Source organism: Streptomyces sp. NPDC048481, from assembly GCF_043200075.1.
In the GTDB taxonomy this organism is placed as follows: domain Bacteria; phylum Actinomycetota; class Actinomycetes; order Streptomycetales; family Streptomycetaceae; genus Streptomyces.
Window position 1 is genome coordinate 466,719 of the sequence record NZ_JBICXC010000003.1, and the last position, 25,692, is coordinate 492,410.

At 71.9% G+C, this 25,692-nt stretch carries 22 protein-coding genes and 1 tRNA gene; 14 read left to right on the top strand and 9 right to left on the bottom strand.

Annotation, left to right across the window (positions count from 1 at the left end; all coding sequences use genetic code 11):
• Nucleotides 1-150 precede the first annotated feature (150 nt).
• Nucleotides 151-762: a winged helix-turn-helix transcriptional regulator gene (locus ACGFSH_RS12770; RefSeq protein ID WP_393348125.1), complete on the top strand. Its 612-nt coding sequence runs from the start codon at nucleotides 151-153 to the stop codon at nucleotides 760-762.
• Between the two features lie 85 nt (nucleotides 763-847).
• Here the strand turns inward: ACGFSH_RS12770 and ACGFSH_RS12775 are convergent, their stop codons facing one another.
• Nucleotides 848-1,459, bottom strand: a complete 612-nt coding sequence (locus ACGFSH_RS12775) for a TetR/AcrR family transcriptional regulator (protein ID WP_393347686.1) — start codon at nucleotides 1,457-1,459, stop codon at nucleotides 848-850.
• Nucleotides 1,456-2,970, bottom strand: a complete 1,515-nt coding sequence (locus ACGFSH_RS12780; RefSeq protein ID WP_393347688.1) for a 3-hydroxyacyl-CoA dehydrogenase — start codon at nucleotides 2,968-2,970, stop codon at nucleotides 1,456-1,458. The genes ACGFSH_RS12775 and ACGFSH_RS12780 overlap by 4 nt, the downstream gene beginning before the upstream one ends.
• A 159-nt stretch (nucleotides 2,971-3,129) precedes the next feature.
• Here ACGFSH_RS12780 and paaN point away from each other — a divergent pair, with 159 nt between their 5' ends.
• Entirely contained in the window at nucleotides 3,130-4,824 is a 1,695-nt protein-coding gene (paaN, locus tag ACGFSH_RS12785) for a phenylacetic acid degradation protein PaaN (RefSeq protein ID WP_393347690.1), read from the top strand.
• A gap of 13 nt (nucleotides 4,825-4,837) precedes the next feature.
• Here paaN and ACGFSH_RS12790 read toward each other — a convergent pair whose 3' ends face one another.
• The 3 genes from ACGFSH_RS12790 to ACGFSH_RS12800 are packed head-to-tail and all read right to left on the bottom strand — an operon-like array spanning nucleotide 4,838 to nucleotide 7,901.
• Nucleotides 4,838-5,623: a TrmH family RNA methyltransferase gene (locus tag ACGFSH_RS12790; protein WP_393347692.1), complete on the bottom strand. Its 786-nt coding sequence runs from the start codon at nucleotides 5,621-5,623 to the stop codon at nucleotides 4,838-4,840.
• Nucleotides 5,620-6,900 (bottom strand): HTTM domain-containing protein, encoded by a 1,281-nt coding sequence (locus ACGFSH_RS12795; RefSeq protein ID WP_393347693.1) that lies wholly within the window; start codon nucleotides 6,898-6,900, stop codon nucleotides 5,620-5,622. Before ACGFSH_RS12795 ends, ACGFSH_RS12790 begins: the two co-directional genes overlap by 4 nt.
• On the bottom strand, nucleotides 6,897-7,901 hold the full coding sequence (locus ACGFSH_RS12800; protein WP_393347695.1) for a DUF5819 family protein: 1,005 nt from the start codon (nucleotides 7,899-7,901) through the stop codon (nucleotides 6,897-6,899). Before ACGFSH_RS12800 ends, ACGFSH_RS12795 begins: the two co-directional genes overlap by 4 nt.
• Before the next feature lie 283 nt (nucleotides 7,902-8,184).
• Here ACGFSH_RS12800 and paaA point away from each other — a divergent pair, with 283 nt between their 5' ends.
• The 6 genes from paaA to ACGFSH_RS12830 all read left to right on the top strand — a co-directional run bounded on the left by paaA (nucleotide 8,185) and on the right by ACGFSH_RS12830 (nucleotide 13,267).
• On the top strand, nucleotides 8,185-9,198 hold the full coding sequence (gene paaA / locus ACGFSH_RS12805; RefSeq protein WP_393347697.1) for a 1,2-phenylacetyl-CoA epoxidase subunit PaaA: 1,014 nt from the start codon (nucleotides 8,185-8,187) through the stop codon (nucleotides 9,196-9,198).
• Nucleotides 9,195-9,482: a 1,2-phenylacetyl-CoA epoxidase subunit PaaB gene (paaB, locus tag ACGFSH_RS12810; protein ID WP_256907089.1), complete on the top strand. Its 288-nt coding sequence runs from the start codon at nucleotides 9,195-9,197 to the stop codon at nucleotides 9,480-9,482. Before paaA ends, paaB begins: the two co-directional genes overlap by 4 nt.
• Before the next feature lie 32 nt (nucleotides 9,483-9,514).
• Nucleotides 9,515-10,273 (top strand): 1,2-phenylacetyl-CoA epoxidase subunit PaaC, encoded by a 759-nt coding sequence (paaC, locus tag ACGFSH_RS12815; RefSeq protein WP_393347699.1) that lies wholly within the window; start codon nucleotides 9,515-9,517, stop codon nucleotides 10,271-10,273.
• Nucleotides 10,267-10,824 carry a 1,2-phenylacetyl-CoA epoxidase subunit PaaD gene (gene paaD, locus ACGFSH_RS12820; protein ID WP_393347701.1) on the top strand — a complete coding sequence of 186 codons (558 nt, stop codon included), beginning with the start codon at nucleotides 10,267-10,269 and terminating at the stop codon, nucleotides 10,822-10,824. The genes paaC and paaD overlap by 7 nt, the downstream gene beginning before the upstream one ends.
• Nucleotides 10,824-12,020: a 2Fe-2S iron-sulfur cluster-binding protein gene (locus tag ACGFSH_RS12825; protein ID WP_393347703.1), complete on the top strand. Its 1,197-nt coding sequence runs from the start codon at nucleotides 10,824-10,826 to the stop codon at nucleotides 12,018-12,020. The genes paaD and ACGFSH_RS12825 overlap by 1 nt, the downstream gene beginning before the upstream one ends.
• Before the next feature lie 83 nt (nucleotides 12,021-12,103).
• Nucleotides 12,104-13,267, top strand: coding sequence for an acyl-CoA dehydrogenase family protein (locus tag ACGFSH_RS12830; protein ID WP_393347705.1), 1,164 nt, complete (start codon nucleotides 12,104-12,106; stop codon nucleotides 13,265-13,267).
• Nucleotides 13,268-13,387: 120 nt separating this feature from the next.
• Here the strand turns inward: ACGFSH_RS12830 and ACGFSH_RS12835 are convergent, their stop codons facing one another.
• From ACGFSH_RS12835 to ACGFSH_RS12850, 4 genes are all read right to left on the bottom strand, one after another.
• On the bottom strand, nucleotides 13,388-13,717 hold the full coding sequence (locus ACGFSH_RS12835; protein ID WP_393348127.1) for a rhodanese-like domain-containing protein: 330 nt from the start codon (nucleotides 13,715-13,717) through the stop codon (nucleotides 13,388-13,390).
• Nucleotides 13,718-14,021: 304 nt separating this feature from the next.
• Nucleotides 14,022-14,819 (bottom strand): hypothetical protein, encoded by a 798-nt coding sequence (locus ACGFSH_RS12840; RefSeq protein ID WP_393347707.1) that lies wholly within the window; start codon nucleotides 14,817-14,819, stop codon nucleotides 14,022-14,024.
• Between the two features lie 195 nt (nucleotides 14,820-15,014).
• Entirely contained in the window at nucleotides 15,015-16,481 is a 1,467-nt protein-coding gene (locus ACGFSH_RS12845) for a DUF2252 domain-containing protein (RefSeq protein ID WP_393347709.1), read from the bottom strand.
• A 357-nt stretch (nucleotides 16,482-16,838) separates the two neighbouring features.
• Nucleotides 16,839-16,925: transfer RNA gene (locus tag ACGFSH_RS12850), tRNA-Leu, on the bottom strand.
• A 423-nt stretch (nucleotides 16,926-17,348) separates the two neighbouring features.
• Here ACGFSH_RS12850 and ACGFSH_RS12855 point away from each other — a divergent pair.
• The 6 genes from ACGFSH_RS12855 (at nucleotide 17,349) to pknB (ending at nucleotide 25,537) form a co-directional block, all read left to right on the top strand.
• Nucleotides 17,349-18,221 (top strand): FhaA domain-containing protein, encoded by an 873-nt coding sequence (locus ACGFSH_RS12855; protein WP_393347710.1) that lies wholly within the window; start codon nucleotides 17,349-17,351, stop codon nucleotides 18,219-18,221.
• A 10-nt stretch (nucleotides 18,222-18,231) separates the two neighbouring features.
• Complete coding sequence (locus ACGFSH_RS12860; RefSeq protein WP_256919310.1) at nucleotides 18,232-18,750, top strand: FHA domain-containing protein; 519 nt, start codon at nucleotides 18,232-18,234, stop codon at nucleotides 18,748-18,750.
• A 140-nt stretch (nucleotides 18,751-18,890) separates the two neighbouring features.
• Nucleotides 18,891-20,450: a Stp1/IreP family PP2C-type Ser/Thr phosphatase gene (locus ACGFSH_RS12865; RefSeq protein WP_393347713.1), complete on the top strand. Its 1,560-nt coding sequence runs from the start codon at nucleotides 18,891-18,893 to the stop codon at nucleotides 20,448-20,450.
• A 27-nt stretch (nucleotides 20,451-20,477) separates the two neighbouring features.
• A complete protein-coding gene (locus ACGFSH_RS12870) occupies nucleotides 20,478-21,920 on the top strand; it encodes an FtsW/RodA/SpoVE family cell cycle protein (protein ID WP_393347715.1) in 1,443 nt (480 codons plus the stop codon).
• Entirely contained in the window at nucleotides 21,917-23,386 is a 1,470-nt protein-coding gene (locus tag ACGFSH_RS12875; RefSeq protein ID WP_393347717.1) for a peptidoglycan D,D-transpeptidase FtsI family protein, read from the top strand. The genes ACGFSH_RS12870 and ACGFSH_RS12875 overlap by 4 nt, the downstream gene beginning before the upstream one ends.
• 168 nt (nucleotides 23,387-23,554) lie before the next feature.
• Nucleotides 23,555-25,537, top strand: coding sequence for a Stk1 family PASTA domain-containing Ser/Thr kinase (gene pknB, locus ACGFSH_RS12880; protein WP_393347719.1), 1,983 nt, complete (start codon nucleotides 23,555-23,557; stop codon nucleotides 25,535-25,537).
• Nucleotides 25,538-25,692 lie beyond the last annotated feature (155 nt).

Genomic DNA, 25,692 nt, shown 5'->3' on the forward strand with positions numbered 1-25,692 from the left:
GGCTGTGACCCGCCTCACCTACCGATTGTTCGGTCGTCGGCACATTTTGGCTACAGGCCCCCTCAGGCTGTGGACAAACGGTTCTCCACAACCTGAGATGGACGCAGTACGTCCATGCTGGGAAGGCGGGGGGACATGGCACCTGAACAAATGGCCGAGGGGCCGGAGAACGGTGCCGCGATTCCGCCGGCCGGCCCCACGCAGAGCGGGCCCCCGCCGACGGGCGGCACTGCGCCGTCCGGGGGACCCGCGCCGTCGGGCGGGCCGGCGCCGTCGACGCTTCTGCCGCCGTCGACCGGCGCGTCGCTGCCTCCGGCGCGCCCGCTCGACGCCATCGACCAGGACATCCTTCAGATGCTCCAGGCCGACGGGCGCGCCTCGATACGGTCGGTCGCCGAACGGGTCCACGTGTCGCGGGCCAACGCCTACGCGCGGATCAACCGGCTCATCGACGACGGGGTCATCCGCGGCTTCGGCGCCCGGGTGAACCACGAGCGCGCCGGGCAGGGCACGAGCGCCTACATCACCCTGAAGATCGTGCAGAACTCCTGGCGGACGGTGCGCGAGCAGCTCAGACAGCTGCCCGGCGCCTCCCACATCGCCCTCGTCGGGGGCGACTTCGACGTCCTGCTGCTGGTGCACACGCCCGACAACCGGGCGCTGCGCGAGGTGGTGCTGACCCGGCTCCAGGCCATCCCGGAGGTGCTCAGCACCCGCACCCTGCTGGTCTTCGAGGAGGAGGACCTGGAGCCCCAGGGCTGAGCCGGCGGGGGACGTGCCTCGGACATGTCGAACCGGTCGCGCCTGCCGGTCGGGGGCGTCCAGGGCGTCAGGGCATCAAGGGCGTCTACGCGGCGGCGTCCGGGCCGGCCGGGGCCGTCCGCAGGCCCTCGAAGACCAGTCGCACCACCGCGTCAGCCACTTCGCTCTCGACCATCCCCCGGCCACCGGGCCGGTACCACTCCACGATCGAGTTGATCATCCCGAAGACCAGGCGGGTGGCGAGCCGCACCTCCATGTCGCCGCGGACGTCCCCGTCGGCGGCGGCCGCGCGCAGCAGCTCGGCGACCCGGTGGTCGAAGTCCCGGCGCCGTTCCAGGGCCCACCGCTCGGTGTCGGTGTTGCCGCGCACGCGCAGCAGCAGCGTCACGTACGGCAGTTCGCCGATCAGCACCTCCACCATGCGCCGCACGACGTACTCCAGGCGGTGCGACGCCTGCCCCACGCGCGCGTGCTCCTCGCCGAGGATCGCGAACAGCCCGTCCAGGGCGCGGCTGACGGCCCGCCGCAGCAGTTCCTCCTTGCCCGCGACATGGTGGTAGATCGACGACTTGGAGATGCCGGCCGCCCGGGAGAGATGCTCCATGGACGTGCCGTCGTAACCGCGCTCGTTGAAGACCTGGACGGCGACGGAGAGCAGGGTCTCCGGGGTGTAGGTGTCGCGCTTGGCGGTGGTCACGACGCGCCCTCCCGCTTCTCGGTGGCGTAGGAGTGCCGGTAGAGCGCGAGGGACGGCGCGTAGCGGCCGCCGGGGTCGCGGTCGTGGAGGTCGTCCAGGAGCGAGTAGGCCCACATACGGCCCATCCTGCGGCTCCACTCGAAGGGGCCGAGGGGGTAGTTCACGCCCAGGCGCATAGCGGTGTCGACGTCCTCCTCGGTGGCGACGCCCTTGGCGACGGCGTCGTGCGCGAGGTCGACGATGCGGGCGACCGTGCGGGCGACGATCATGCCGGGGACGTCGCCGATGACGCTGACGTCCTTGCCGAGCGCCTGGAAGAGGCCGGTCGCCTCGGACATGGTGTGCGCGGCGGTGTCCTGCGAGGCGGACAGGGCGATGCGGGTGGCCTTGCGGTAGTCCAGCGCGAGATCGAAGTAGACGACGTCGCGGAACTCCACGGAGGTCTGACCGTCGGCGAGGGCCAGCTGACCGCCGCTGGGCAGGACCAGGCGGGTGCCGTGGTCCTCTTCCTCCTCGCGGACCTGGATGCCCGCCTCCCGGATCAGCGCGAGGAGCTCCGAGGCGGGGCCCAGGTCGCCCTCGGCGACGACGTAGGCGGGCGGCTGCGCCTTCTCCGCGGTGTGCGGTTCGGCCCGCTCGGCCCCCTCGCGGTAGTCGTACCAGCCCTGGCCGCTCTTGCGGCCGAGCCGGCCCGACTCGACGAGGCGGCGCTGGGCGAGGGAGGGCGTGAAGCGCGCGTCCTGGAAGAAGGACTGCCACACGGAGTGCGTCACCGACTCGTTGACGTCCTGCCCGATCAGGTCGGTCAGCTCGAACGCGCCCATCCGGAAGCCGCCCGACTCGCGCAGCACGGCGTCGAGGGTGGCCGGGTCGGCGCCCTGCGCCTCGTAGACGGCGAACGCCTCGGCGTAGAAGGGCCGGGCGATGCGGTTCACGATGAAGCCGGGGGTGTCGGCGCAGGCGACCGGCGTCTTGCCCCAGGAGCGGGCGGTCTCGTACGCGCGCGTGGCCGAGGTGACGTCGGTGGCGTGCCCGGAGACGACCTCGACCAGCGGCAGCAGCGGCGCCGGGTTGAAGAAGTGCAGGCCGACGAAGCGGCCGGGGTTGCGCAGGGCTCCGCCGACGGCGGTCACCGAAAGGGACGAGGTGTTGGTGGCGAGCAGACAGTCCTCGCCGACCACGTCCTCCAGCCGCCGGAACAGCTCCTGCTTGACGTCCAGCCGTTCGACGACGGCCTCGACGACCAGGGAGCAGTCGGCGAGTTCGGCGAGGTCCTCGGCGGCGTGGAGGCGCGCACGTGCCTCGTCGCGGTCGCCGGCCGCGAGGCGGTCCTTCTCGACGAGCCGGTCGAGGCGGGCGCCGATCGCGGCGGCCGCTTCACGGGCCCGGCCCGGGACGGCGTCGTACAGCCGCACCGGGTGGCCCGCGACCAACGCGACCTGGGCGATGCCCTGGCCCATGGTGCCGGTGCCGACGACGGCCACGGGGCTGCTGAGGTCGAGTGCTGTCATGTGCGCGATCCTCCCGCACGGGGTTTTCCACAGATGCGGCAGGCCCCCTTGTCCCGACCGATCGTTCGGTTACTCTAGCGGTGACTGGCTGTTCCCGCCCAGGTTTCCGCCAGGCCATGAGCTCGACGGAGAGTTCTCAAGACGAGGAGTTGGTCCCGCATGGCCGCCGCCGAACTGACCGCGCACGCTCTGATCGCCCAGCACCGGCCCACCCTCGACCAGGCCCTGGAAGCGATCCGTACCCGCGCGTACTGGTCCCCGCACCCGGAACACCCCAAGGCCTACGGGGAGAACGGCAGTCTGGACGCCGCGGCCGGCAAGGCCGCCTTCGACGCCGTCCTGAACACCCGCCTCGACCTCGGCCAGCCCGGCACCGACGGCTGGGTGGGCGGCGAGGTGTCGCCGTACGGCGTCGAACTGGGCGTGACGTACCCGCACGCGGACGTGGACGAGCTGCTGCCCGCCATGAAGGCCGGACAGCGCGCCTGGCGCGACGCCGGCGCGGAGGTCCGCGCGGTGGTCTGCCTGGAGATCCTCAAGCGGATCAGCGACCGCACGCACGAGTTCGCGCACGCGGTCATGCACACCTCCGGCCAGGCCTTCATGATGGCGTTCCAGGCCGGTGGCCCGCACGCACAGGACCGCGGCCTGGAAGCGGTGGCCTACGCGTACGCGGAGCAGGTCCGCACCCCCGACGCCGCGGAGTGGAGCAAGCCCCAGGGCAAGCGCGACCCGCTCGCGCTGACCAAGAGCTTCACCCCGGTCCCGCGTGGCATCGCCCTGCTCATCGGCTGCAACACCTTCCCCACGTGGAACGGCTACCCGGGCCTGTTCGCCTCCCTGGCGACCGGCAACGCGGTGCTGGTCAAGCCCCACCCGCGAGCGGTGCTGCCGCTCGCCCTCACCGTGGGCGTCGCCCGCGAGGTCCTCGCCGCGGCCGGCTTCGACCCGAACCTGGTGGCGCTCGCCGCCGAACGCCCCGGCGAGGGCATCGCCAAGACGCTCGCCACCCGGCCCGAGATCAGGATCGTCGACTACACCGGGTCGACCGCCTTCGGCGACTGGCTGGAGGCCAACGCCCGCCAGGCGCAGGTCTACACCGAGAAGGCCGGCGTCAACACGGTGATCGTGCACTCCACCGCGAACTACAAGGGCATGCTCGCCAACCTGGCGTTCTCGCTGTCCCTGTACAGCGGCCAGATGTGCACCACTCCGCAGAACCTGCTGATCCCCCGCGAGGGCATCCGCACCGACGACGGCCCGAAGAGCTTCGACGAGGTCGTCGCCGACCTGGCCCGCTCGGTCGACGGACTCCTCGGCGACGACGCCCGCGCCAACGCCCTCCTCGGCGCGATCGTCAACCCGGACGTCAAGGCGCGCCTGGAGGCGGCCGCGGGCCTCGGCGAGGTCGCCCTGGCCTCCCGCGAGGTGAGCAACCCGGACTTCCCGGACGCGGTCGTGCGGACCCCGGTGATCGTCAAGCTGGACGGGGCGAAGCCGGACGACGAGGCCGCCTACATGAGCGAGTGCTTCGGCCCGGTCTCCTTCGCCGTCGCCGTCGACTCGGCGGCCGACGCGGTCGCCCTGCTGCGGCGGACGGTGCGCGAGAAGGGCGCGATGACGGTCGGCGCGTACACCACCGACGGCGAGGTGGAGGAAGCGATCCAGGAGGCCTGCCTGGAGGAGGCGGCCCAGCTCTCCCTCAACCTCACGGGAGGCGTGTACGTCAACCAGACGGCCGCGTTCTCCGACTTCCACGGCTCGGGCGGCAACCCGGCGGCCAACGCGGCCCTCACCGACGGCGCGTTCGTCGCCAACCGCTTCCGGGTGGTCGAGGTCCGCAGAGAAGGCTGAGGGTGAGGCGGCCCTAGGGAACGGGCGGCGCTGCGGGCCGCCCGCCCTCCTGGGCGCTCCAGTGGTACAGCGTCATGGCCACGCTGGTCGCGAGGTTGTAGCTGGAGACCTGGGGGCGCATCGGCAGGGCGAGCAGATGGTCGGCCCGTGCGCGCAGCTCGGCGGAGAGCCCGCTGCGCTCGGAGCCGAACGCGAGGAGGGCGTCGTCGGGGAGTTTCACTCCCCGGATGTCGTCGCCCTCCGGGTCGAGGGCGAACACCGGCCCGGCGGGCAGCTCGTCGACGTCCGTCCGCTCCACGGCGGTCGCGAAGTGCAGTCCCGCCCCGCCCCGCAGCACGGTCGGGTGCCAGGGGTCGAGCGTGCCCGTGGTGACCACGCCGGCCGCCCCGAAACCGGCGGCCAGCCGGATCACCGCTCCCGCGTTGCCCAGGTTGCGCGGGTGGTCGAGGACGACGACGGGAGCGGTCCGCGGCATGCGCCGCAGCCGCTCCAGGTTGGCCGCGCGTGTGGGCCGCACGGCCAGCGCGGCGACCCTGGTGGGATGCGGGCGCGGCACCAGGGAGGCGTACGTCGCCTCCGGGACGTCCGTCAGCAGAGCGTCCAGCGACGCGCGCACGTCGGGGGCCAGTTCCCCGGCGAGGGCGAGGGCGGCATCCCGGTCGACGGCGACCGCCACCGGCACCTCGGCCCCGAAACGCAGGGCGTGCTTGAGCGCGTGGAAGCCGTCGAGCAGCACCGCGCCGTCGGCGAGACGGTGCCACCGGCCGAGCGGATCGCGGCCGGTCACGGGGTCGGTCATGCCGTGAACCCTACGCGCGCGGGCGCCGCGTCATCCCCGTCCGCCGGCTCCGGCGCGGCACCGCCCCCGCCGTGGTCGCCCACGCCCTCGTCGCCCTCACCACGGCCGTCGCCGCTGCCGCGCGTGCCGTCGCGGCCGTCCCCGGACGCCATCAGCTCACGCGCGCGTGCCGCCCAGCCGCCCAGCCGGTGCAGGAACGGAGTGGGCAGGAAGACGGCGTCGGTCGCGATCATCGCGAGCGAGAAGAACGGCAGCCCCAGCACGACGGCGATCACCGCGTGCTCGGTCATCATCACCGCCAGCAGGACGTTCTTCACCCGCCGGTTGAAGAGGGTGAACGGGAAGGCCACCTGCACGATGACGGTCCCGTAGGTGGCGATCATGACCATCGTGCCGCTGGCGGACAGCAGGTCGGCGAGCATCGGCCAGGGCGAGAAGTAGTCCAGGTGCAGCGGGTAGTAGACGGCGGTGCCGTCCTGCCAGCGCGAACCCTGGATCTTGTACCAGCCGGCCGTCGCGTAGATCAGACAGGCCTCGACCATGATCACGACCAGTGCTCCGTTGTGCAGCACGTTGCCGATCACGTCGAACAGGATCCGCGGCTCCGCCGACCTCCTCAGCCGCCCGGCGGCCCACCACAGCCCCTGCACGCACCAGGCCGCCCACAGGAGCGCGGGAATCGTCCACTCGCTGTGGAAACGGTCCGCCACCGTCGCCACGACCAGGACACACCCCGACACGGCCCACAGCGCCGGACCGACCCGGTCGGAGAAACCCTCCCCCCGCGCGCGGGCCTCCTGTTCGCGCCGGGCCCGTCGCGCGTCCAGCGACCACACCCGGCCGCAGCGCATGAACACCAGGTAGACCGACATCAGGTGCAGGACGTTGTCGCCGCCGTCGCCGACGAAGACGCTGCGGTTCTGCAACGACAGCACACCCACCATGAACAGCACCGACATCGCGCGGGTGCGCCAGCCCAGCAGCAGCAGCGCGCTGGAGAGCAGCGCGAGCGCGTACACCAGCTCGAACCAGGCCCGCCCGTCGGACCACATCAGGACCGTGAAGGCCCCGTTGGAGTCGATCAGCTGCCGGGCCAGCTCCCAGTTCCACGGACCGTCGGGACCGTACAGCTCCGCACGGTGGGGGAGCTCGCGCAACAGGAACAGCAGCCACGTCAGGCTGAAGCCGATGCGGACCACGGCGCTCTGGTACGGCCCGAGCGCCGACCCCGTGACACGGGCGATGCCGGCGGACACCGACAAGGAGAACCGGTTCACCGCTTGCCTCCGTCGATCGCGCGGTCCGGCACCGACCACCAGGACAGTTCGCGGTACACCGGGTTCGTCGACACCTTCTCGGTGCTCCATTTCGGCGGGGTCACGCTGATGGTCCGGGAACGGACCTGGACCCGCTCGACGGCACTGCCGCCCGCGGTCAGGCCGCCGCGCTCCAGGCGCAGCACCACGATGCGGCGCAGATACGTCTCGGCGAGAGCGCCCCGGACGCCTACCGAGCGGTTGTCGTTGTCGTGTGTCGCGGTGAAGAAGTCCCACGCGCGGCGCAGCTCGTTCTGCTGGGTGTGGCTCGGCACCAGGTTGGCGTCGATGGCGCGACCGTCCTGCGCGGACAGGTCGTACCAGCCGGTGGTCCGCGATCCGCCGTCCGCGGTGCGCACCTGGGCGCGGACCTGGACGGCGATGTTCTGCTGCAACGGGTTCGGCGCGAACAGTTTCCAGTTCTGCTCGAACTCCGGGTAGATCCAGTCGTCGATCGCCTTGCCGTGCGCCTTGGTGACCGTGTTCGACGGCGCGACGTGCAGGAACACCATGCCGACATGCAGGCAGACGGCGACCGCGACGACGGCGATCGCGAGCGCTGCGCAGACCTGGTAGCGGGGGGAGAGGGCCGCCACCCCCGCCCGCGGCTCACGCACCCCGTCCCGCGAAGCACGGGCCTCGACGCCCTCGTCCTCGGCACCCGCGGCCTGCGCGTCATCCGCCCCGGGGACGTCGGCCCCGGCGCCCACGGCCCGGGGACCACCGGCCTCCGGGCCGCCCGCTTGCGGGCCGCCGGCCTCGGCGGCACCACGTCCGGCGTGCTGACCGCCTTCGCCGCTCGGCAGTTCGGACCGCGGACCGGGCAGTGCGCCGTCGGGCAGTGCGCCGTCGGGGAGGGTGCCGTCGGAGAGAGCGGAGGCGCCCTCGGCGCGCGGTGGCCGCGCCTCCCCCGGTCCGCTGCGCCCCTGTGGAGAGCCGGAGCCTCCGTCGTACGCGTTCATCCCGCCCCGTTCCCCGATCCCGGTCGTCCTCGCGCTGCGTCACGCAATCGCGAACGGTACTCAGCATCACCCGTTCGGCGCAGCCCTCTCCCCGGCAGCGCCGGGAACGGGCCGGGGCGAAGCAGTTGTCCACAGGGGACGCCCGCAGGTTATCCACAGCGGTTGACACCATACGACGGCCGTCCCACCATGGAATCGCACGGACCGAACGATCGGTCGGGAGAAGGCTCGGGCAGAGCCGAGGCCACGGCGCCGGCCGAGGCCCTAGGTCAAGGGGGACCGCATGGCGACAGCAGCCGCGCACCAGACGGCCCGTACACGCGGGCACACCGGCGAGGTGGACGGCGTCGGGGACGACGAGGCGTACCAGCGCGCCTTCGACGCCACCGTGGCCGCCGACGAGCGCATCGAGCCACGCGACTGGATGCCCGACGCCTACCGCGCGACGCTGGTGCGCCAGATCGCCCAGCACGCCCACTCCGAGATCATCGGCATGCAGCCGGAGGCCAACTGGATCACGCGCGCGCCCTCGCTGCGCCGCAAGGCCATCCTCATGGCCAAGGTCCAGGACGAGGCGGGCCACGGGCTCTACCTGTACAGCGCCGCCGAAACCCTCGGCGCCGGCCGGGACGACCTGCTCGACAAACTGCACACCGGCCGCCAGAAGTATTCGTCGATCTTCAACTACCCGACCCTCTCCTGGGCGGACGTCGGCGCGATCGGCTGGCTGGTGGACGGCGCCGCGATCACCAACCAGGTCCCCCTGTGCCGCTGCTCCTACGGCCCGTACGCGCGCGCCATGGTCCGCGTCTGCAAGGAGGAGTCGTTCCACCAGCGCCAGGGCTACGAACTCCTGCTGGCCCTCAGCCGCGGCACCCCCGAGCAGCACGCGATGGCCCAGGACGCGGTGGACCGCTGGTGGTGGCCGTCGCTCATGATGTTCGGCCCGCCCGACGACGAGTCCGCGCACTCCGCGCAGTCGATGGCCTGGAAGATCAAGCGCCACTCCAACGACGAACTGCGCCGGCGCTTCGTCGACATCTGCGTCCCGCAGGCGGAGTCCCTCGGCCTGACGCTGCCCGACCCCGATCTGCGGTGGAACGAGGAGAGCGGCCACTACGACTTCGGCCCGATCGACTGGACCGAGTTCAAGGAAGTCCTCAAGGGCAACGGGCCCTGCAACGAGCAGCGCATCACGCAGCGCAGAACCGCACACGACGAGGGCGCGTGGGTACGCGAGGCAGCCGCGGCCTACGCGGCCAAGCACAGCCCCAGGACGGAAGTGGAGCAGGCATGACCGACACCGACTGGCCCCTGTGGGAGGTCTTCGTGCGCTCCCGGCGCGGCCTCTCCCACACCCACGCCGGCAGCCTGCACGCGCCGGACGCCGAGTTCGCGCTGCGCAACGCCCGCGACCTGTACACCCGCCGCGGCGAGGGCGTCTCCCTCTGGGTCGTGCCGTCCTCGGCGATCACGGCCTCCTCGCCGGACGAGAAAGACCCGTTCTTCGAGCCGGCCGCCGACAAGCCCTACCGTCACCCGACGTTCTACGAGATCCCGGAGGGGGTGAAGCACCTGTGACGCACGAGGCATCAGTGACGCGCGAGGCATCAGTGACGCAGGAGGCACCTGTCACGCACGGGGCGCCCGCGCCCCTCGCGGCCCGCACGGCCACCGCCGCCCTCGCCCTGGGCGACGACGCCCTGGTGCTCTCCCACCGTCTGGGGGAGTGGATGGGTCACGCGCCCGTGCTGGAGGAGGAGGTCGCGCTCGGCAACATCGCACTCGACCTGCTCGGCCAGGCCCGGATCCTGCTGTCGATGGCGGGCGACGAGGACGAGTTGGCCTACCTGCGCGAGGAACGGGCCTTCAGGAACGTCCAGTTGGTCGAGCAGCCCAACGGCGACTTCGCCCACACCATCGCCCGCCAGCTGTACTTCTCCACCTACCAGCACCTGCTGTACGACCGGCTGGCGGCCGGGGGGAGCCCCTTCGCGGGGCTGGCCGCCAAGGCCGTCAAGGAGGTCGCCTACCACCGCGACCACGCCGAGCAGTGGGCGCTGCGGCTCGGCGACGGCACCGACGAGAGCCATCAGCGCATGCAGCGCGCCTGCACGGCCCTGTGGCGGTACACCGGCGAACTGTTCCGCCCCCTCGACGGTCTCGACCTCGACCCGGCCGACCTGGAACCGGCCTGGCTGGAGTCGGTGGGCGGCATCCTGGAGCGCGCCGGTCTGCCGCGGCCCGAGGGACCGCGCACCGGGGCCTGGACCGCCGGAGCGGGCCGCGAGGGCCTGCACACCGAGTCGTTCGGCCGGATGCTCGCCGAGATGCAGCACCTGCACCGCAGCCACCCGGGGGCGACATGGTGACGCCCACCGCCCTGGAGGCGGAACTCCTCGAGGTCGCCGGCTCGGTGCCCGACCCCGAACTGCCCGTGCTCACCCTCCAGGAACTCGGCGTGGTGCGCTCGGTGCGCCTGCGCCACGAGGATGCCGTCGAGGTGGAGCTGACCCCCACCTACACCGGCTGCCCCGCGATCGAGGCGATGTCCCTGGACATCGAGCGGGCGCTGCGCGAGCACGGAGTGCGTGAGGTGACGGTGCGCACCGTGCTGGCGCCCGCCTGGTCGACCGACGACATCTCCGCCGAAGGCCGCCGCAAGCTCCGGGAGTTCGGCATAGCGCCACCGCGCACGGTGCGCGACCCGGGGCCGGTGCCACTGGCCCTCGGCCCGACCCGGTCCGACCACAGCGCCGCCGACGCCCCCGCCACGGCGGCCGCCGTGCCGGAACCGGTCCGCTGCCCGCTGTGCGGTTCCGCCGACACCGAGCTGCTGAGCCGCTTCTCCTCCACCGCCTGCAAGGCGTTGCGCCGCTGCCTGGCCTGCCGTGAACCCTTCGACCACTTCAAGGAGCTGTGATGGCGCGATTCCACCCGCTCCGCGTGGCCGCGGTGGACCGCCTCACGGACGACTCCGTCGCCCTCACCCTCGCGGTCCCCGAGGAACTGCGCGAGGAGTTCCGGCACGCCGCGGGACAGCACCTCGCCGTGCGCCGGGTCGCCGCCGCAACGGACACCGCCGTCGGCTCCGGACCGACCGTCAGCGTGGCCGGCGCGGACGCGCCGAGCAGGGCGGACGGCGTGAGCAGTGCGGCCGGCGTCGACGGGATCCAGGGGCTCGGGGGGACCGACGGGCTCGACGGGTTCGAGGTGCGGCGGACGTACTCGATCTGCTCGCCCGCACCCGATCCGGGCGGCCCGGGGCCCAGCACGCTGCGGGTGGGCGTGCGGCTCGTCGAGGGGGGAGCCTTCTCGACGTACGCGATGAAGGAGATCGCCGTCGGCGACCAGCTCGACGTGATGACTCCCGCGGGCCGCTTCACCCTGGACCCCGCGCCCGGTCTCTACGCGGCGATCGTCGGCGGCAGCGGCATCACTCCGGTGCTGTCGATGGCCGCCACGCTGCTGGCCCGTGAGCCCTCCGCCCGCCTCTGCCTCCTGCGCAGCGACCGGACGGCCGCCTCGACGATGTTCCTCGAAGAGGTCGCCGATCTGAAGGACCGCTTCCCCGAGCGCTTCCAGCTGGTCACCGTCCTGTCCCGCGAGGAACAGCAGGCCGGACTTCCCTCCGGACGGCTCGACCGGGAACGGCTGACCGCACTGCTGCCCTCGCTGCTGCCCGTGCGCCAGGTGGCCGGATGGTTCCTGTGCGGACCGCTCGGCCTCGTCCAGGGCGCCGAGCAGGCACTGCGCGCGATGGACGTCCCCCGGTCGCGGATCCACGAGGAGATCTTCCACGTGGACGCCGCACCCGCGCCGGCGCGGACGGCCGCCCCCGCCCACAGCACCGTGACCGCCCGGCTCGACGGCCGGGGCGGCAGCTGGCCCGTACGGGCCGGGGAATCGGTCCTGGACACGGTGCTGCGCAACCGCCCCGACGCGCCCTACGCCTGCAAGGGCGGGGTGTGCGGCACCTGCCGGGCGTTCCTGGTCTCCGGCGAGGTGCGCATGGACCGCAACTTCGCGCTGGAGCCGGAGGAGACCGACGCGGGATACGTGTTGGCCTGCCAGTCGCACCCGGTGACGGAGGCCGTGGAGGTCGACTTCGACCGCTGAGCGACGACCACCCGTTCCCTTCTTCTAGAACCTGTTCTATCTTGACGACCCGTCAGATCAGCTGACCGTCGGGAGGACAGGCCGTGGACTTCACCTTCACCGAGGAGCAGCAGGCCGCGGCCGAAGCGGCGCGGGGGGTGTTCGCCGGGGTCGCCCCCGACGGCGTCCCGAGCCCGGCGCTCACCAGGGGCGCCGTGGCCGACTCCTTCGACCGGGCGCTGTGGGAGCGGCTCGCGGCGGCGGACCTGCTGAGTCTGCTGCTGGACGAGGAGTACGGCGGCGCCGGCCTCGACGCGGTCGCGCTCTGCCTGGCGCTGCGCGAGTCGGCGAAGGTGCTGGCACGGGTGCCGCTGCTGGAGCACAGCGCCGCCCTGGCCGCCCTCCAGGCCCACGCCGGCCCGGAGCTGAGGTCGGCCCTGCTCGCCCGTGCGGGGCGGGGCGAGGTGGTCCTGACGGTCGCCGCCCACGGCCGCACCGGCCACGACCCGGCCGAACTCGCCGTCACCGCCCGCCTGGAGAGCGGCACGGGCGGCACGCACGGCAGGGGCGGTGGCGTGTGGGTGCTGGACGGGGTGCAGACGGCCGTGCCCTGGGCGCACGACGCGGACTTCACCCTCGTACCGGCGCGCACCGGGGAGGGCCGCGGCATCCTCGCCCTCGTGCCGCGCGAGCACCCGGGGGTCGCGCTCGCCGAGCAGATCTCCACCACCGGCGAACGCCTCGGCGAACTGCGGCTGGAGTCTGCGCGGATCCCCGCCGGGGACGTCATCACCGCCGACGGCGCGGGGGAGCACCTGCGCACCCTGCTCGCCACGGGGACGTGCGCCCTGGCTCTCGGGCTGGGCGAGCGCGTGCTGCGGATGACCGGCGACTACACCAGCAAGCGGGAGCAGTTCGGTCATCCCGTCGCCAGTTTCCAGGCCGTCGCCGTGCAGACCGCCGACCGCTACATCGACCTGCGGGCGATGGAGGTCACCATGTGGCAGGCCGCGTGGCGGATCGCCTCCGGCGCGCCGGGCGCCCTGCCGGCGTCCGGGGACGTCGCCGTCGCCAAGATCTGGGCCTCGGACGGCGTCCGGCGCATCGTGCAGACCGCGCAGCATCTGCACGGCGGCTTCGGAGCCGACGTCGACTACCCGCTGCACCGCTACCACGCCTGGGCCAAACACCTGGAACTCTCGCTGGGCCCGGCCGCGGCCCACGAGGAGGCGCTGGGCGACCTGCTCGCCGCCCACCCCCTCGCCTGACCCACGACGGCGTCCGCCCCGTCTGCGCACCGCAGGACCGCGGGACGGAGGACCGGAAGGGACCGGGACCCGGAGGACCGAGGCCCGGAGGACCGGGACCGGGACCGGGGGGACCGTCGGTTAGAGAACGAAGCCGGGCTCGCCCGCGTCCGTGACGACCGGGCGGCCCGTGGCCGCCCAGGTCTGCATGCCGCCGTCGACGTTGACGGCCTCGACGCCCTGCTGCGCGAGGTACATGGTGACCTGGGCCGAACGGCCGCCGGAACGGCAGATCACATGGATCCGCCCGTCCTGCGGAGCCGCCTCGGTCAGTTCCCCGTAGCGGGCGACGAACTCGCTGAGGGGGATGTGCAGCGCCCCCTCGGCATGCCCCGCCTGCCATTCGTCGTCCTCGCGGACGTCCAGCAGGAAGTCGTCGTCCTTGAGGTCCCCGACCTCGACCGTGGGCACACCGGATCCGAAACTCATGCCCCCGACGCTACCCGACCCGGACCGCGGCACGACGGCCCCCGCGACCGCGCTCCGTCCGCGCCGGCACGCCACTCTCCTCGCGGCACCCGGCACCCGGCACCCGGCACCCGGCACAGGGGCCGGGCCCGGCGGTCGCCTGGCCGCCCGGTGCCGTCCAGCGCCGCCCGGGGCCGTCCTGAGCCACCCTGTTCCGTCCTGAGCGGGCCGGTGCCGTCCTGCGCGGACGGTGCCATCCGGGCGGCCGTGCGCGCCCGGCCGCCCGTCGTCCGGCGCCACGAGGTCGCTAGCCGGCCAGCTCGGCCAGTTCCGCCTCGCGTGCGGTGACGTCGGCGAGAAGCTTGTCGGCGATCTCGTCGAGGAGGCGGTCGGGGTCGTCCGGCGCCATCCGGAGCATCGAGCCGATCGCGCTGTCCTCCAGCTCGCGGGCGACCAGCGTGAGCAGCTCCTTGCGCTGGGAGAGCCACTCCAGGCGCGCGTAGAGCTCCTCGCTGGGGCTCGGGGGGCGCTCGGCGGGCGCGGGCCCGGCCGCCCACTCCTCGGCCAGCTCACGCAGCAGGGCTTCGTCGCCGCGCGCGTAGGCGGCGTTGACCCGGGTGATGAACTCCTCGCGCCGGGCCCGTTCTTCGTCCTCCTGGGCCAGGTCGGGGTGGGCCTTGCGGGCCAGCTCGCGGTAGAGCTTGCGGGCCTCCTCGCTGGGCCGGACCCGCTCGGGGGGTTGCACCGGCTGGTCCGTGAGCATCGCCACGGCCTCCGGGAACAGCCCCTTGTCGTCCATCCAGCCGTGGAACAGCTCCTCCACGCCGGGCATCGGCAGCACCCTGGCCCGCGCCTCGGCGGCCTTGCGCGCGTCCTCGGGGTCACCGGTGCGGGCTGCCCTGGCTTCGGCGATCTGCGCTTCCAGCTCGTCGAGCCGGGCGTACATCGGACCGAGTTTCTGGTGGTGGAGCCGCGAGAAGTTCTCGACCTCGACGCGGAAGGTCTCCACCGCGATCTCGAACTCGATCAACGCCTGCTCGGCGGCCCGCACGGCCTGTTCCAGCCGCGCCTCGGGCCGGGGCTGCTCAGCTTCGGGGGTCGTCACCCGCCCAGCCTAGGGCCTCCGCGACGGATCACGCCGGACAGGCCCAGGACCACGGCCCGGCCGGGCGCCCGAGCAAGCGATGCGCCCGCCCGAGCACCCCCGGGCGACCGGCGCGCGCACCACCGCCGGCCCCACCGGACCGCCCCCACCGCCCTACGGGCGCCACGACGCCGTGGCGCCGCGAGGCCGACGGGGTCAGACGCCCGTCTCCGCCGCGATCCTTCCGGCCCGGACGGCCGCGACGAGGTCCGAGTGGTCGGCCTCGCTGCGGTCGGCGTAGGCCACGGCGAACGCGGCGATCGCCTCGTCGAGTTCCTCGTTCTTGCCGCAGTAGCCGGCGACCAGCCGCGGGTCGGCGCTGTGGGAGTGGGCGCGGGCCAGCAGGGCGCCGGTCATCCGGCCGTAGTCGTCGACCTGGTCGGCGGCGAGCGCGGCCGGGTCGACGCTGCCCTTGCGGTTGCGGAACTGCCGTACCTGGAAGGGACGTCCGTCGACCGTCGTCCAGCCCAGCAGGATGTCGCTGACGACCTGCATGCGCTTCTGCCCCAGGACCACCCGGCGGCCCTCGTGGTCCACCTCGGGCGTCTCGAAGCCGGCGGTCGCCAGGTGCGGGACCAGCGCCGACGCGCGGGCCTCCTTGACCTGGAGGATCAGCGGCTCGCCCAGGTGGTCCAGCAGCAGGACCACGTACGACCGCGTGCCCACGCTGCCCGTGCCGACGATGCGGAAGGCGACGTCGTGCACCGCGTGGCGGGCCAGCAGCGGATGACGGTCCTCGGACAGGGTGGTCGAATAGTGCTCCAGGGACGCGGCCACCGCGTGGGCCTCCGCGTCCGGGACCCGGCGCAGCACCGGCGCCGCGTCGACGAAACGGCGGCCGCCGTCCTGGGTGGCCTCGGTCGATTTGGCCGCGAACCGTCCGCTGGTGTTGGCCCGCGCCTTCTCCGAGACCCGTTCCAGGGTGCCGAGCAGGTCGTGGGCGTCGGCGTGGGAGACCAGCTCCTCGTCGGCGATGGCGTTCCACGCGTCGAGCGCCGGGAGCTTGGCCAGCAGCCGCATGGTGCGCCGGTAGGAGCCGGCGGCGTCGTGCGCCGCCCGGCGGCAGGTGTCCTCGTCCGCGCCGGCCTCCCGGCCCGCGAGCACCAGGGAGGCGGCGAGCCGCTTGAGGTCCCACTCCCAGGGGCCCTCGACCGTCTCGTCGAAGTCGTTGAGGTCGATGACCAGACCGCCCCGGGCGTCGCCGTACAGGCCGAAGTTGGCGGCGTGGGCATCACCGCAGATCTGGGCACGCACGCCGGTCATGGGGGTGCGGGCGAGGTCGTGGGCCATGAGACCGGCCGAGCCGCGCAGGAAGGCGAACGGCGTCGCGGCCATCCGGCCGACCCTTATCGGCGTGAGCTCCGGGATCCGGCCCCGGCCGGACTCCTCGACCGCCGCCACCGCATCCGGCCGGGAGGCGTCCAGGACGAGTTCGGCGTGCGCCGACCGCGGCACCCTGCCCCGCAGCCCTCGGCCCTCCGCCTTGGGCGACACGGGAGCCCCGCCCGTTCCCGCGCCGCCGCGCCGCCCGGGGGGCCACTCGGCGAACCCCCGCACCCGGGGGAGCCTGCGCGCCTCACCCGTTCCCGCAGCCGCACCCGGACCCTCGGCCTCGGTCGCCATGACCGCCTCCCCCGCACACCTACGCCCGCCGTCCGGCGAGCCGGACATCAACTCGTGGGCAGACCGTACAGCCGCAGGCACGGACCCGTCAGACCCCGCGGGATCGACCCCCTCCAGGTCGGCCCAAGCGGGATGTTTCACGTGAAACACGGCCGGTTCCCCACCCGTGCCCCCACCGGCCACAACGCTGAGATGTTCCTCACACACGGTGAGCGACCGCGGCCTGTACCGACCCGCGCTCACCCACCGCGCCGCTCTCCCCGCACTCTCCCGCTCCGGGCGGGCGAAAGCCCCGCAGGCCAAGGGTTCCGGGACATGCGAAAGCCCCGTAGGTCCGAGACCTACGGGGCTTTCAGCTGGTGCGCGAGGGGGGAGTTGAACCCCCACGCCCTTGCGGGCACTGGAACCTGAATCCAGCGCGTCTGCCTATTCCGCCACCCGCGCATTGGGTGTGTCCTCGGGCTTGTGGGCTTTTCGGCCTGCCGCCTTCCGACATGCAGAACATTAGCACGCGGTCCAGGGTGCGTTCACATCCCTTTCCGGCGGGCAGGGAGCAGGTGGGGACCCGTCCACGGCCCCGTACGTCTCGGCCGTGACTGGTTCACGTATCAACCTCGTACCTATGGCGGCCGTCTCCCCGGGAGCCGGACGAGGAGCACAGCCAGGTGCGGGACACTGGTCCACGGCCGCCTCTACGATCCTGGGCAGCAGTGAGTGGGAGAAGCAGGTGGGCGAGAGGGCGTCGACACCCGTCGACGGGGCCGACAGGGGGAACCAGCCGATTCACCCGCGCGTGGATACGATCAGTAAGCAGTACCAGGTAAGCAGCACGGTTCGGGACGGCAGCCACTACGGAGGAGGTGCCCCATGGGAGTCCTGAAGAAGTTCGAGCAGCGTCTCGAGGGTCTGGTCAACGGCACCTTCGCCAAGGTCTTCAAGTCCGAGGTCCAGCCCGTGGAGATCGCCGGCGCGCTCCAGCGCGAGTGCGACAACAACGCCACCATCTGGAACCGCGACCGCACGGTCGTCCCCAACGACTTCATCGTGGAACTGAGCACGCCCGACTACGAGCGCCTCAGCCCCTACTCCGGCCAGCTCGGCGACGAACTGGCCGGCATGGTGCGCGACTACGCCAAGCAGCAGCGCTACACCTTCATGGGACCGATCAAGGTCCACCTGGAGAAGGCCGACGACCTCGACACCGGCCTGTACCGGGTGCGCAGCCGCACGCTCGCCTCCTCCACCAGCCAGGCGGACGACGCACCCGCCGCCGGCCGGCCGCGCCCCGGCGGCGCCGCCTACCCCGGCGCCGGCCCGGCGGCCGCCCCGCCCATGCCGTCCGCCCCTCCCCCCGGCGCCCCAGGCGCCCGGCCCGGCGGCTACGGCTACCCGCCCGCCCCCGGCGCCCAGCGCCCCGGAGCGGGCGCCGGACTGGCCGGAGCCCCACAGCCCGGGTCCCGCACCCGCCACTGGATCGAGATCAACGGCACCCGCCACCAGATCTCCCGCGCGACACTCGTGCTGGGCCGCAGCACCGAGGCCGACGTGCGGATCGACGACCCCGGCGTCTCCCGCCGGCACTGCGAGATCCGGACCGGTTCGCCCTCGACGATCCAGGATCTCGGCTCCACCAACGGCATCGTGGTGGACGGGCAGCACACCACCCGCGCTACGCTCCGCGACGGCTCGCGGATCGTCGTGGGCAGCACCACCATCATTTACCGGCAAGCCGAAGGGTGAAGCGGGGGCAATGTCAGAGCTGACCCTCACGGTCATGCGGCTGGGTTTCCTGGCCGTACTGTGGCTGTTCGTGATCGTGGCCGTGCAGGTCATCCGCAGCGACCTCTTCGGTACGCGTGTCACCCAGCGCGGCGCGCGCCGAGAGGCGGGACGGGCCCAGCAACAGGCCCAGCGCCAGCAGGCGCCCCCGCAGCAGCGCCAGCAGCCGGCCGCCGCCGGCCGCACGCGCCGCAACGCACCGACGAAACTGGTGGTGTCCGAGGGCACCCTCACCGGCACGACCGTCGCACTCCAGGGCCAGACCATCACCCTGGGCCGGGCGCACGACAGCACGATCGTGCTGGACGACGACTACGCCTCCAGCCGCCATGCCAGGATCTACCCGGACCGCGACGGCCAGTGGATCGTCGAGGACCTGGGCTCCACCAACGGCACCTATCTCGACCGATCGCGACTGACGACTCCCACACCGATCCCGCTGGGTGCGCCGATCCGTATCGGCAAGACCGTCATCGAGCTTCGGAAGTAGTGCTACATCATGAGTGAGCGCGAGCGGAGCGAGCACGCGGCGGCGGCCGGCACCCAGGGCCCCGGTGTGCTCCCGACCGGAGGGTGGGCAGTGTGGCTCGACACGACCGGCTGTACCCGGGGCCGACGGGCGAGGTGCGCATGAGTCTGTCACTGCGCTTCGCCGCCGGATCGCACAAGGGCATGATCCGGGAGGGCAACGAGGACTCCGGTTACGCCGGACCACGCCTGCTCGCCATCGCCGACGGCATGGGCGGCGCCGCCGCCGGCGAGGTCGCCTCCTCCGAGGCCATCTCCACCATCGTCGCCCTCGACGACGACGTCCCCGGCTCCGACGTCCTCACCTCCCTCGGCACCGCCGTCCAGCGCGCCAACGACCAACTGCGCGCCCTGGTCGAGGAAGACCCCCAGCTCGAAGGCATGGGGACGACCCTGACCGCCCTGCTGTGGACGGGCCAGCGCCTCGGCCTCGTCCACGTCGGCGACTCGCGCGCCTACCTGCTGCGCGACGGCGTCCTCACCCAGATCACACAGGACCACACCTGGGTGCAGCGCCTCGTCGACGAGGGCCGCATCACCGAGGAAGAGGCCACCACGCACCCCCAGCGGTCCCTGCTCATGCGGGCGCTGGGCAGCGGCGAACACGTCGAGCCGGACCTGTCGATCCGTGAGGTCCGCGCCGGCGACCGCTACCTCATCTGCTCCGACGGACTGTCCGGCGTCGTCTCCCACCAGACGCTCGAGGACACCCTCGCCAGCTACCAGGGCCCCCAGGAGACCGTGCAGGAGCTGATCCAGCTCGCCCTGCGCGGCGGCGGCCCCGACAACATCACCGTGATCGTCGCCGACGTCCTCGACCTCGACACCGGGGACACCCTCGCCGGCCAGCTGTCCGACACGCCCGTCGTCGTCGGCGCCGTCGCCGAGAACCAGCTCCAGCAGCACGACAACGGCATCATGCAGACCCCCGCCGGCCGCGCCTCCGGCCTCGGCCGCCGACAGCAGGGACACGGCGGCGGCGGCCAGTTCGGCCCGCCCGGATCCGGCGGCGACATCACCGGCTTCATCCCCACCGACGGCTTCGGCGACTACACCGACGACGACTTCGTCAAACCGCGCAAGAGCCGCAAGTGGCTGAAGAGATCCTTCTACAGCGTCCTGGCGCTCGCCGTCATCGGCGGCGGACTGTACGGCGGCTACCGCTGGACGCAGACGCAGTACTACGTCGGCACCAAGGGCGAACACGTCGCGCTGTACCGTGGCATCAGCCAGGACCTGGCATGGATGTCGCTGTCGAAGGTCGAGAAGGACCACCCCGAGATCGAACTCAAGTACCTCCCGGAGTACCAGCGCAAGCTGGTGGAGGCCACGATCGCCGAGGGCGACCTGTCCGCCGCCCGGAAGAAGGTCGACGAGCTGGCCGTCCAGGCCTCCGCCTGCAAGAAGCAGGCCGGCACCGCGGCCGCGGGCACCACCGGCTCCAAGACCTCGTCCAAGACCGGCTCCAAGACCGGCTCGAAGACCGCAGAGGGCCAGGCGGCCGCCACCACGGGAACCACCCCCGCCTCCCTCACGTCCAAGGCATCGCCGAGCCCCTCGGCAACCGCGTCCCCGACCGCACCCGCGACCACCACTCCCACCCCCGGCCCGAGCCTGTCGGAGGAAGAGCAGAAGGTCGTCTCGCGGTGCGGTGAGCAGTAGGCAAGCCGTGAGAGGCCCCGTCACACGATGAGCAGTACAACCAACTCGCCGACGCACCACACGTCCACGATCGGCTCGATCGGCACCCCGAGCCGGCGCAACACCGAGCTCGCGCTGCTCGTGTTCGCCGTCGTCATCCCGGTCTTCGCCTACGCCAACGTGGGCCTCGCCATCAACGAGCAGGTGCCGTCCGGCCTCCTGAGCTACGGCCTCGGCCTCGGCCTGCTGGCCGGCGTCGCGCACCTCGTCGTGCGCAAGTTCGCGCCCTACGCCGACCCCCTGCTGCTGCCCGTGGCCACCCTGCTCAACGGACTCGGACTGGTCGCCATCTGGCGCCTCGACCAGTCCAAGCTGCTCCAGCGGATCCACCAGGCCGGCACCGCCGCCCCACGCCAGCTGCTCTACACGGCCCTGGGCATCGCCCTGTTCGTCGTCGTGCTGATCTTCCTCAAGGACCACCGCGTCCTTCAGCGCTACACCTACATCTCCATGGTCGGCGCGGTCCTCCTGCTGCTCCTCCCCCTGGTCCCCGGCCTCGGCCAGAACATCTACGGCGCCAAGATCTGGATCTCCGTCGCCGGCTTCTCCATCCAGCCCGGCGAGTTCGCCAAGATCGTGCTGGCCATCTTCTTCGCCGGCTACCTGATGGTGAAGCGCGACGCGCTCGCCCTCGCCAGCCGCCGCGTCCTCGGCCTCTACCTGCCCCGCGGCCGCGACCTCGGCCCGATCATCGTCGTCTGGCTCATCTCGATCCTGATCCTCGTCTTCGAGACCGACCTCGGCACCTCGCTGCTGTTCTTCGGCATGTTCGTGATCATGCTGTACGTCGCCACCGAGCGGACCAGCTGGATCGTCTTCGGCCTGCTGATGTCCGCGGCCGGCGCGGTCGGCGTGGCCAGCTTCGAAAGCCACGTCCAGCAGCGCGTGCAGGCATGGCTCGACCCCATGCGCGAGTACAAGCTCAGCCAGTCCGGCGCCCCCGGCATCCACTCCGAACAGGCCATGCAGGCACTGTGGGCGTTCGGCTCCGGCGGCACCCTCGGCACCGGCTGGGGCCAGGGCCACTCCGAGCTGATCCGCTTCGCCGCCAACTCCGACTTCATCCTCGCCACCTTCGGCGAGGAACTCGGCCTCGCCGGCATCATGGCCCTCCTGCTGCTCTACGGCCTGATCGCCGAGCGCGGCGTGCGCACCGCCCTCGCCGCCCGCGACCCCTTCGGCAAGCTCCTCGCCATCGGCCTGTCCGGCGCCTTCGCCCTCCAGGTCTTCGTCGTCGCCGGCGGCGTGATGGGCCTCATCCCGCTCACCGGTATGACGATGCCGTTCCTCGCCTACGGCGGCTCCTCCGTCATCGCCAACTGGGCCCTGATCGGCATCCTCATCAGGATCAGCGACACCGCCCGCCGCCCGGCGCCCGCACCCGCCTCCAACCCCGACGCCGAGATGACCCAGGTGGTCCGCCCGTCATGAACAAGCCCCTGCGCCGGATCGCGATCTTCTGCGGCCTCCTGGTCCTCACCCTGCTGCTGCGCGACAACTACCTGCAGTACGTCAAGGCCGACAGCCTCGCCAGCGACACCAAGAACCGCCGCGTCAACATCACGCGCTACTCCACCCCGCGCGGCGACATCATCGTCGACGGCAAAGCCATCACCGGCTCCGTCGAGACCACCGGCGACTACAAGTACAAGCGCACCTGGACCAACGGCGCCATGTGGGCCCCGGTCACCGGCTACTCCTCCCAGGCCTTCGGCGCCAACCAGCTGGAACGGCTCGAGGACGGCATCCTCAGCGGCAACGACGACCGCCTCTTCTTCCGCAACACCCTCGACATGATCACCGGCAAGGAGAAGGCGGGCGGCAGCGTCGTCACCACCCTCAACGCCGCCGCACAGAAGGCCGCCTACCAGGGCCTCGGCAGCAAGAAGGGCGCCGTCGCCGCGATCGAACCGTCCACCGGCAAGATCCTGGCTCTCGTCTCCACCCCCTCCTACGACCCCTCCAAGTTCGCCGGGTCCTCCGACGCCGACGCCCAGGCCTGGAACAAGGTCCAGAAGAAGAACGACCCCGACGACCCGATGCTCAACCGCGCACTGCGCGAGACCTACCCCCCGGGCTCCACCTTCAAGGTCGTCACCGCCGCCGCCGCACTGGAGAACGGCGAGGTCTCCGGCATCGACGCCAAGACCAAGACCCCCGACCCGTTCCCCCTGCCGCAGTCCTCCAGCAAGCTCACCAACGAACACGGCGCCTGCGAGAACGCCAGCCTGCGCTACGCCCTCATGGTGTCCTGCAACACCGTCTTCGCGAAGATGGCCGACAACGTCGGCAACGAGAAGATGATCGAGCAGGCCGAGAAGTTCGGCTTCAACGAACCCGAGCTGGACACCCCGGTACGCGCCGCCGAGTCGATCTTCCCCGAGGACAACCGGCCGCAGAACGCCCTGGACGGCATCGGACAGGGCTCCAACCGCGCCACCCCGCTCCAGATGGCCATGGTCGCCTCCGCGGTCGCCAACGACGGCAAGCTCATGAAGCCGTACATGGTCGACCAGCTGCGGGCCCCCAACCTGGACACCCTGGAGACCACCCAGCCGCAGCAGCTCTCCCAGCCCGTCTCGTCCAAGACCGCACAGGCCCTCCAGCAGATGATGGAGACCGTCGTCAACGCCGATCAGGGCACCGGCGCCAAGGCCAGGATCGACGGCGTCGTCGTGGGCGGCAAGACCGGTACCGCGCAGCACGGCCTCAACAACAAGGAGAAGCCGTACGCCTGGTTCATCTCGTACGCGAAACTGTCCGACGACAGCGCGCCGGTCGCGGTCGCCGTGGTCGTCGAGGACGGCGCCGCCGACCGCGGCGACATCACCGGCGGCGGCCTGGCGGGCCCGATCGCCCGCGACGTGATGAAGGCAGTCATCGACAGCAAGAAGTGACCCCCATCACGTCGCCTACACATCGGTGCACGTTGCGATACCGGTCCTGTATCGGGTGACGGGCTTGGCCAGGTCACACAGCTCCGTCCGGGTACGGTATGCCCGGACGGCAGCTCCGACCGCACACGTGTGCCGGTCGGGACCGACGGAGAGGGCTGGTAGGTAGCTATGGAAGAGCCGCGTCGCCTCGGCGGCCGGTACGAACTGGGCCACGTGCTCGGTCGTGGTGGCATGGCGGAGGTCTACTTCGCGCATGACACCCGTCTCGGCCGCAGCGTGGCGGTGAAGACGCTGCGCGCGGACCTCGCGCGCGACCCTTCCTTCCAGGCCCGGTTCCGCCGGGAGGCCCAGTCTGCCGCCTCGCTCAACCACCCCGCGATCGTCGCGGTCTACGACACGGGCGAGGACTACATCGACGGGGTCTCGATCCCGTACATCGTCATGGAGTACGTCGACGGCTCCACACTCCGCGAACTGCTCCACTCCGGCCGCAAACTGCTGCCCGAGCGGACGCTGGAGATGACCATCGGCATCCTCCAGGCGCTCGAGTACTCCCACCGAGCCGGCATCGTCCACCGCGACATCAAGCCCGCGAACGTCATGCTGACGCGCAACGGCCAGGTCAAGGTCATGGACTTCGGCATCGCCCGCGCCATGGGCGACTCCGGCATGACCATGACCCAGACGTCCGCGGTCATCGGCACCGCCCAGTACCTCTCCCCCGAGCAGGCCAAGGGCGAGCAGGTCGACGCACGCTCCGACCTCTACTCGACCGGCTGCCTCCTCTACGAGCTGCTGACCGTCCGGCCGCCCTTCGTCGGGGACTCCCCGGTCGCGGTGGCCTACCAGCACGTACGCGAGGAACCTCAGCCCCCCAGCGTCTTCGACCCCGAGATCACCCCCGAGATGGACGCCATCGTCCTGCGGGCCCTGGTCAAGGACCCGAACTACCGCTACCAGTCCGCCGACGAGATGCGCCTGGACATCGAGGCCTGCCTCGACGGCCAGCCGGTCGCCGCGACCGCCGCCATGGGCTCGGTCGGCTACGCCGGATACGGCGACGACCAGGCGACCACCGCCATGCGCCCGGACGCCGGCGCCACGTCGATGCTGCCGCCCATGAACCCCGACGACGGCGGCTACGGCTACGACGACCGCCCCGACCGGCGCCGCCAGAAGAAGTCCAACACCTCGACGATCCTGCTGATCCTCGCGGCCGTCCTGGTCCTCGTCGGCGCCGTCCTGATCGGCAAGTGGGTCTTCAGCGGCGACGGACCCGGCTCCAAGCCCTTCGCCGCCCCCAACTTCGTCAACAAGACGCGGGCCGAGGCCGAGACCATGGCCAAGAACCGCGACCTCAACCCGGTCTTCACCCAGAAGCCCTGCGAGAGCACCGCCAAGGGCAACATCTGCTCGCAGGACCCGGCGGCCGGCAAGGACGTCAACAAGGGCGACACCGTCAACCTCGTCGTCTCGACGGGCGCGCCCAAGGTGGTCGTCCCGACCGTCCTCGGCAAGAGCGAGGACGAGGCGAAGAAAATCCTCACCAGCGATCAGTACCAGTTCAACGTCGAGACGAAGGAAGAGGTGTCCAGCGAAAAGGCGGGCACCGTCACGGACCAGAACCCCAGGCTCGGCGCGCAGGTGGAGAAGGGCTCCACCATCACCCTCACCATCGCCAAGGCCGAGCAGAAGGCGACCGTCCCCGACGTCTCGAACAAGAGCTGCGACGACGCCAAGGCCCAGATGGAACAGAACGAGCTCAAGGGCAACTGCGTCGACGTCGACACACAGGATCCCAACCAGGTCGGCAAGGTCGTCCAGACCGTCCCGTCCATCGGCTCCCAGGCCGACAAGGGCTCCACCGTCCAGATCCAGATCGGCAAGAGCACCCAGCCCGAGCAGGTCCAGGTCCCCGGCAACCTCCAGGGCATGAGCCTCAAGGACGCCAAGCAGGCCCTGAAGAACGCCGGCCTGAACGTCGGCAACATCGCCGGCTCCCAGGACGACGACGCCCAGGTGATCAGCTCGGACCCGGGCCCCGGCAGCACCGTCAACAAGGGCCAGGCCGTCAACCTGATCGCCATCAAGAACGGCGGCAACGGCGGCAACAACGGAGGCGGCGGCTTCTTCGGCGGAGGCGGCGGCTGACCGTCCCGCCAAGACGACCCGACGTGGGCCCTGCCGGAAGCATCCGGCAGGGCCCACGCCCTTCGGTCGTGTCGTCATATCTCCCGACTCGTTGATCACCCGGGGTGGGAACGCACGGCACAGCTCCGCCCCGGCCGCACGGCCCGGCCACCGAC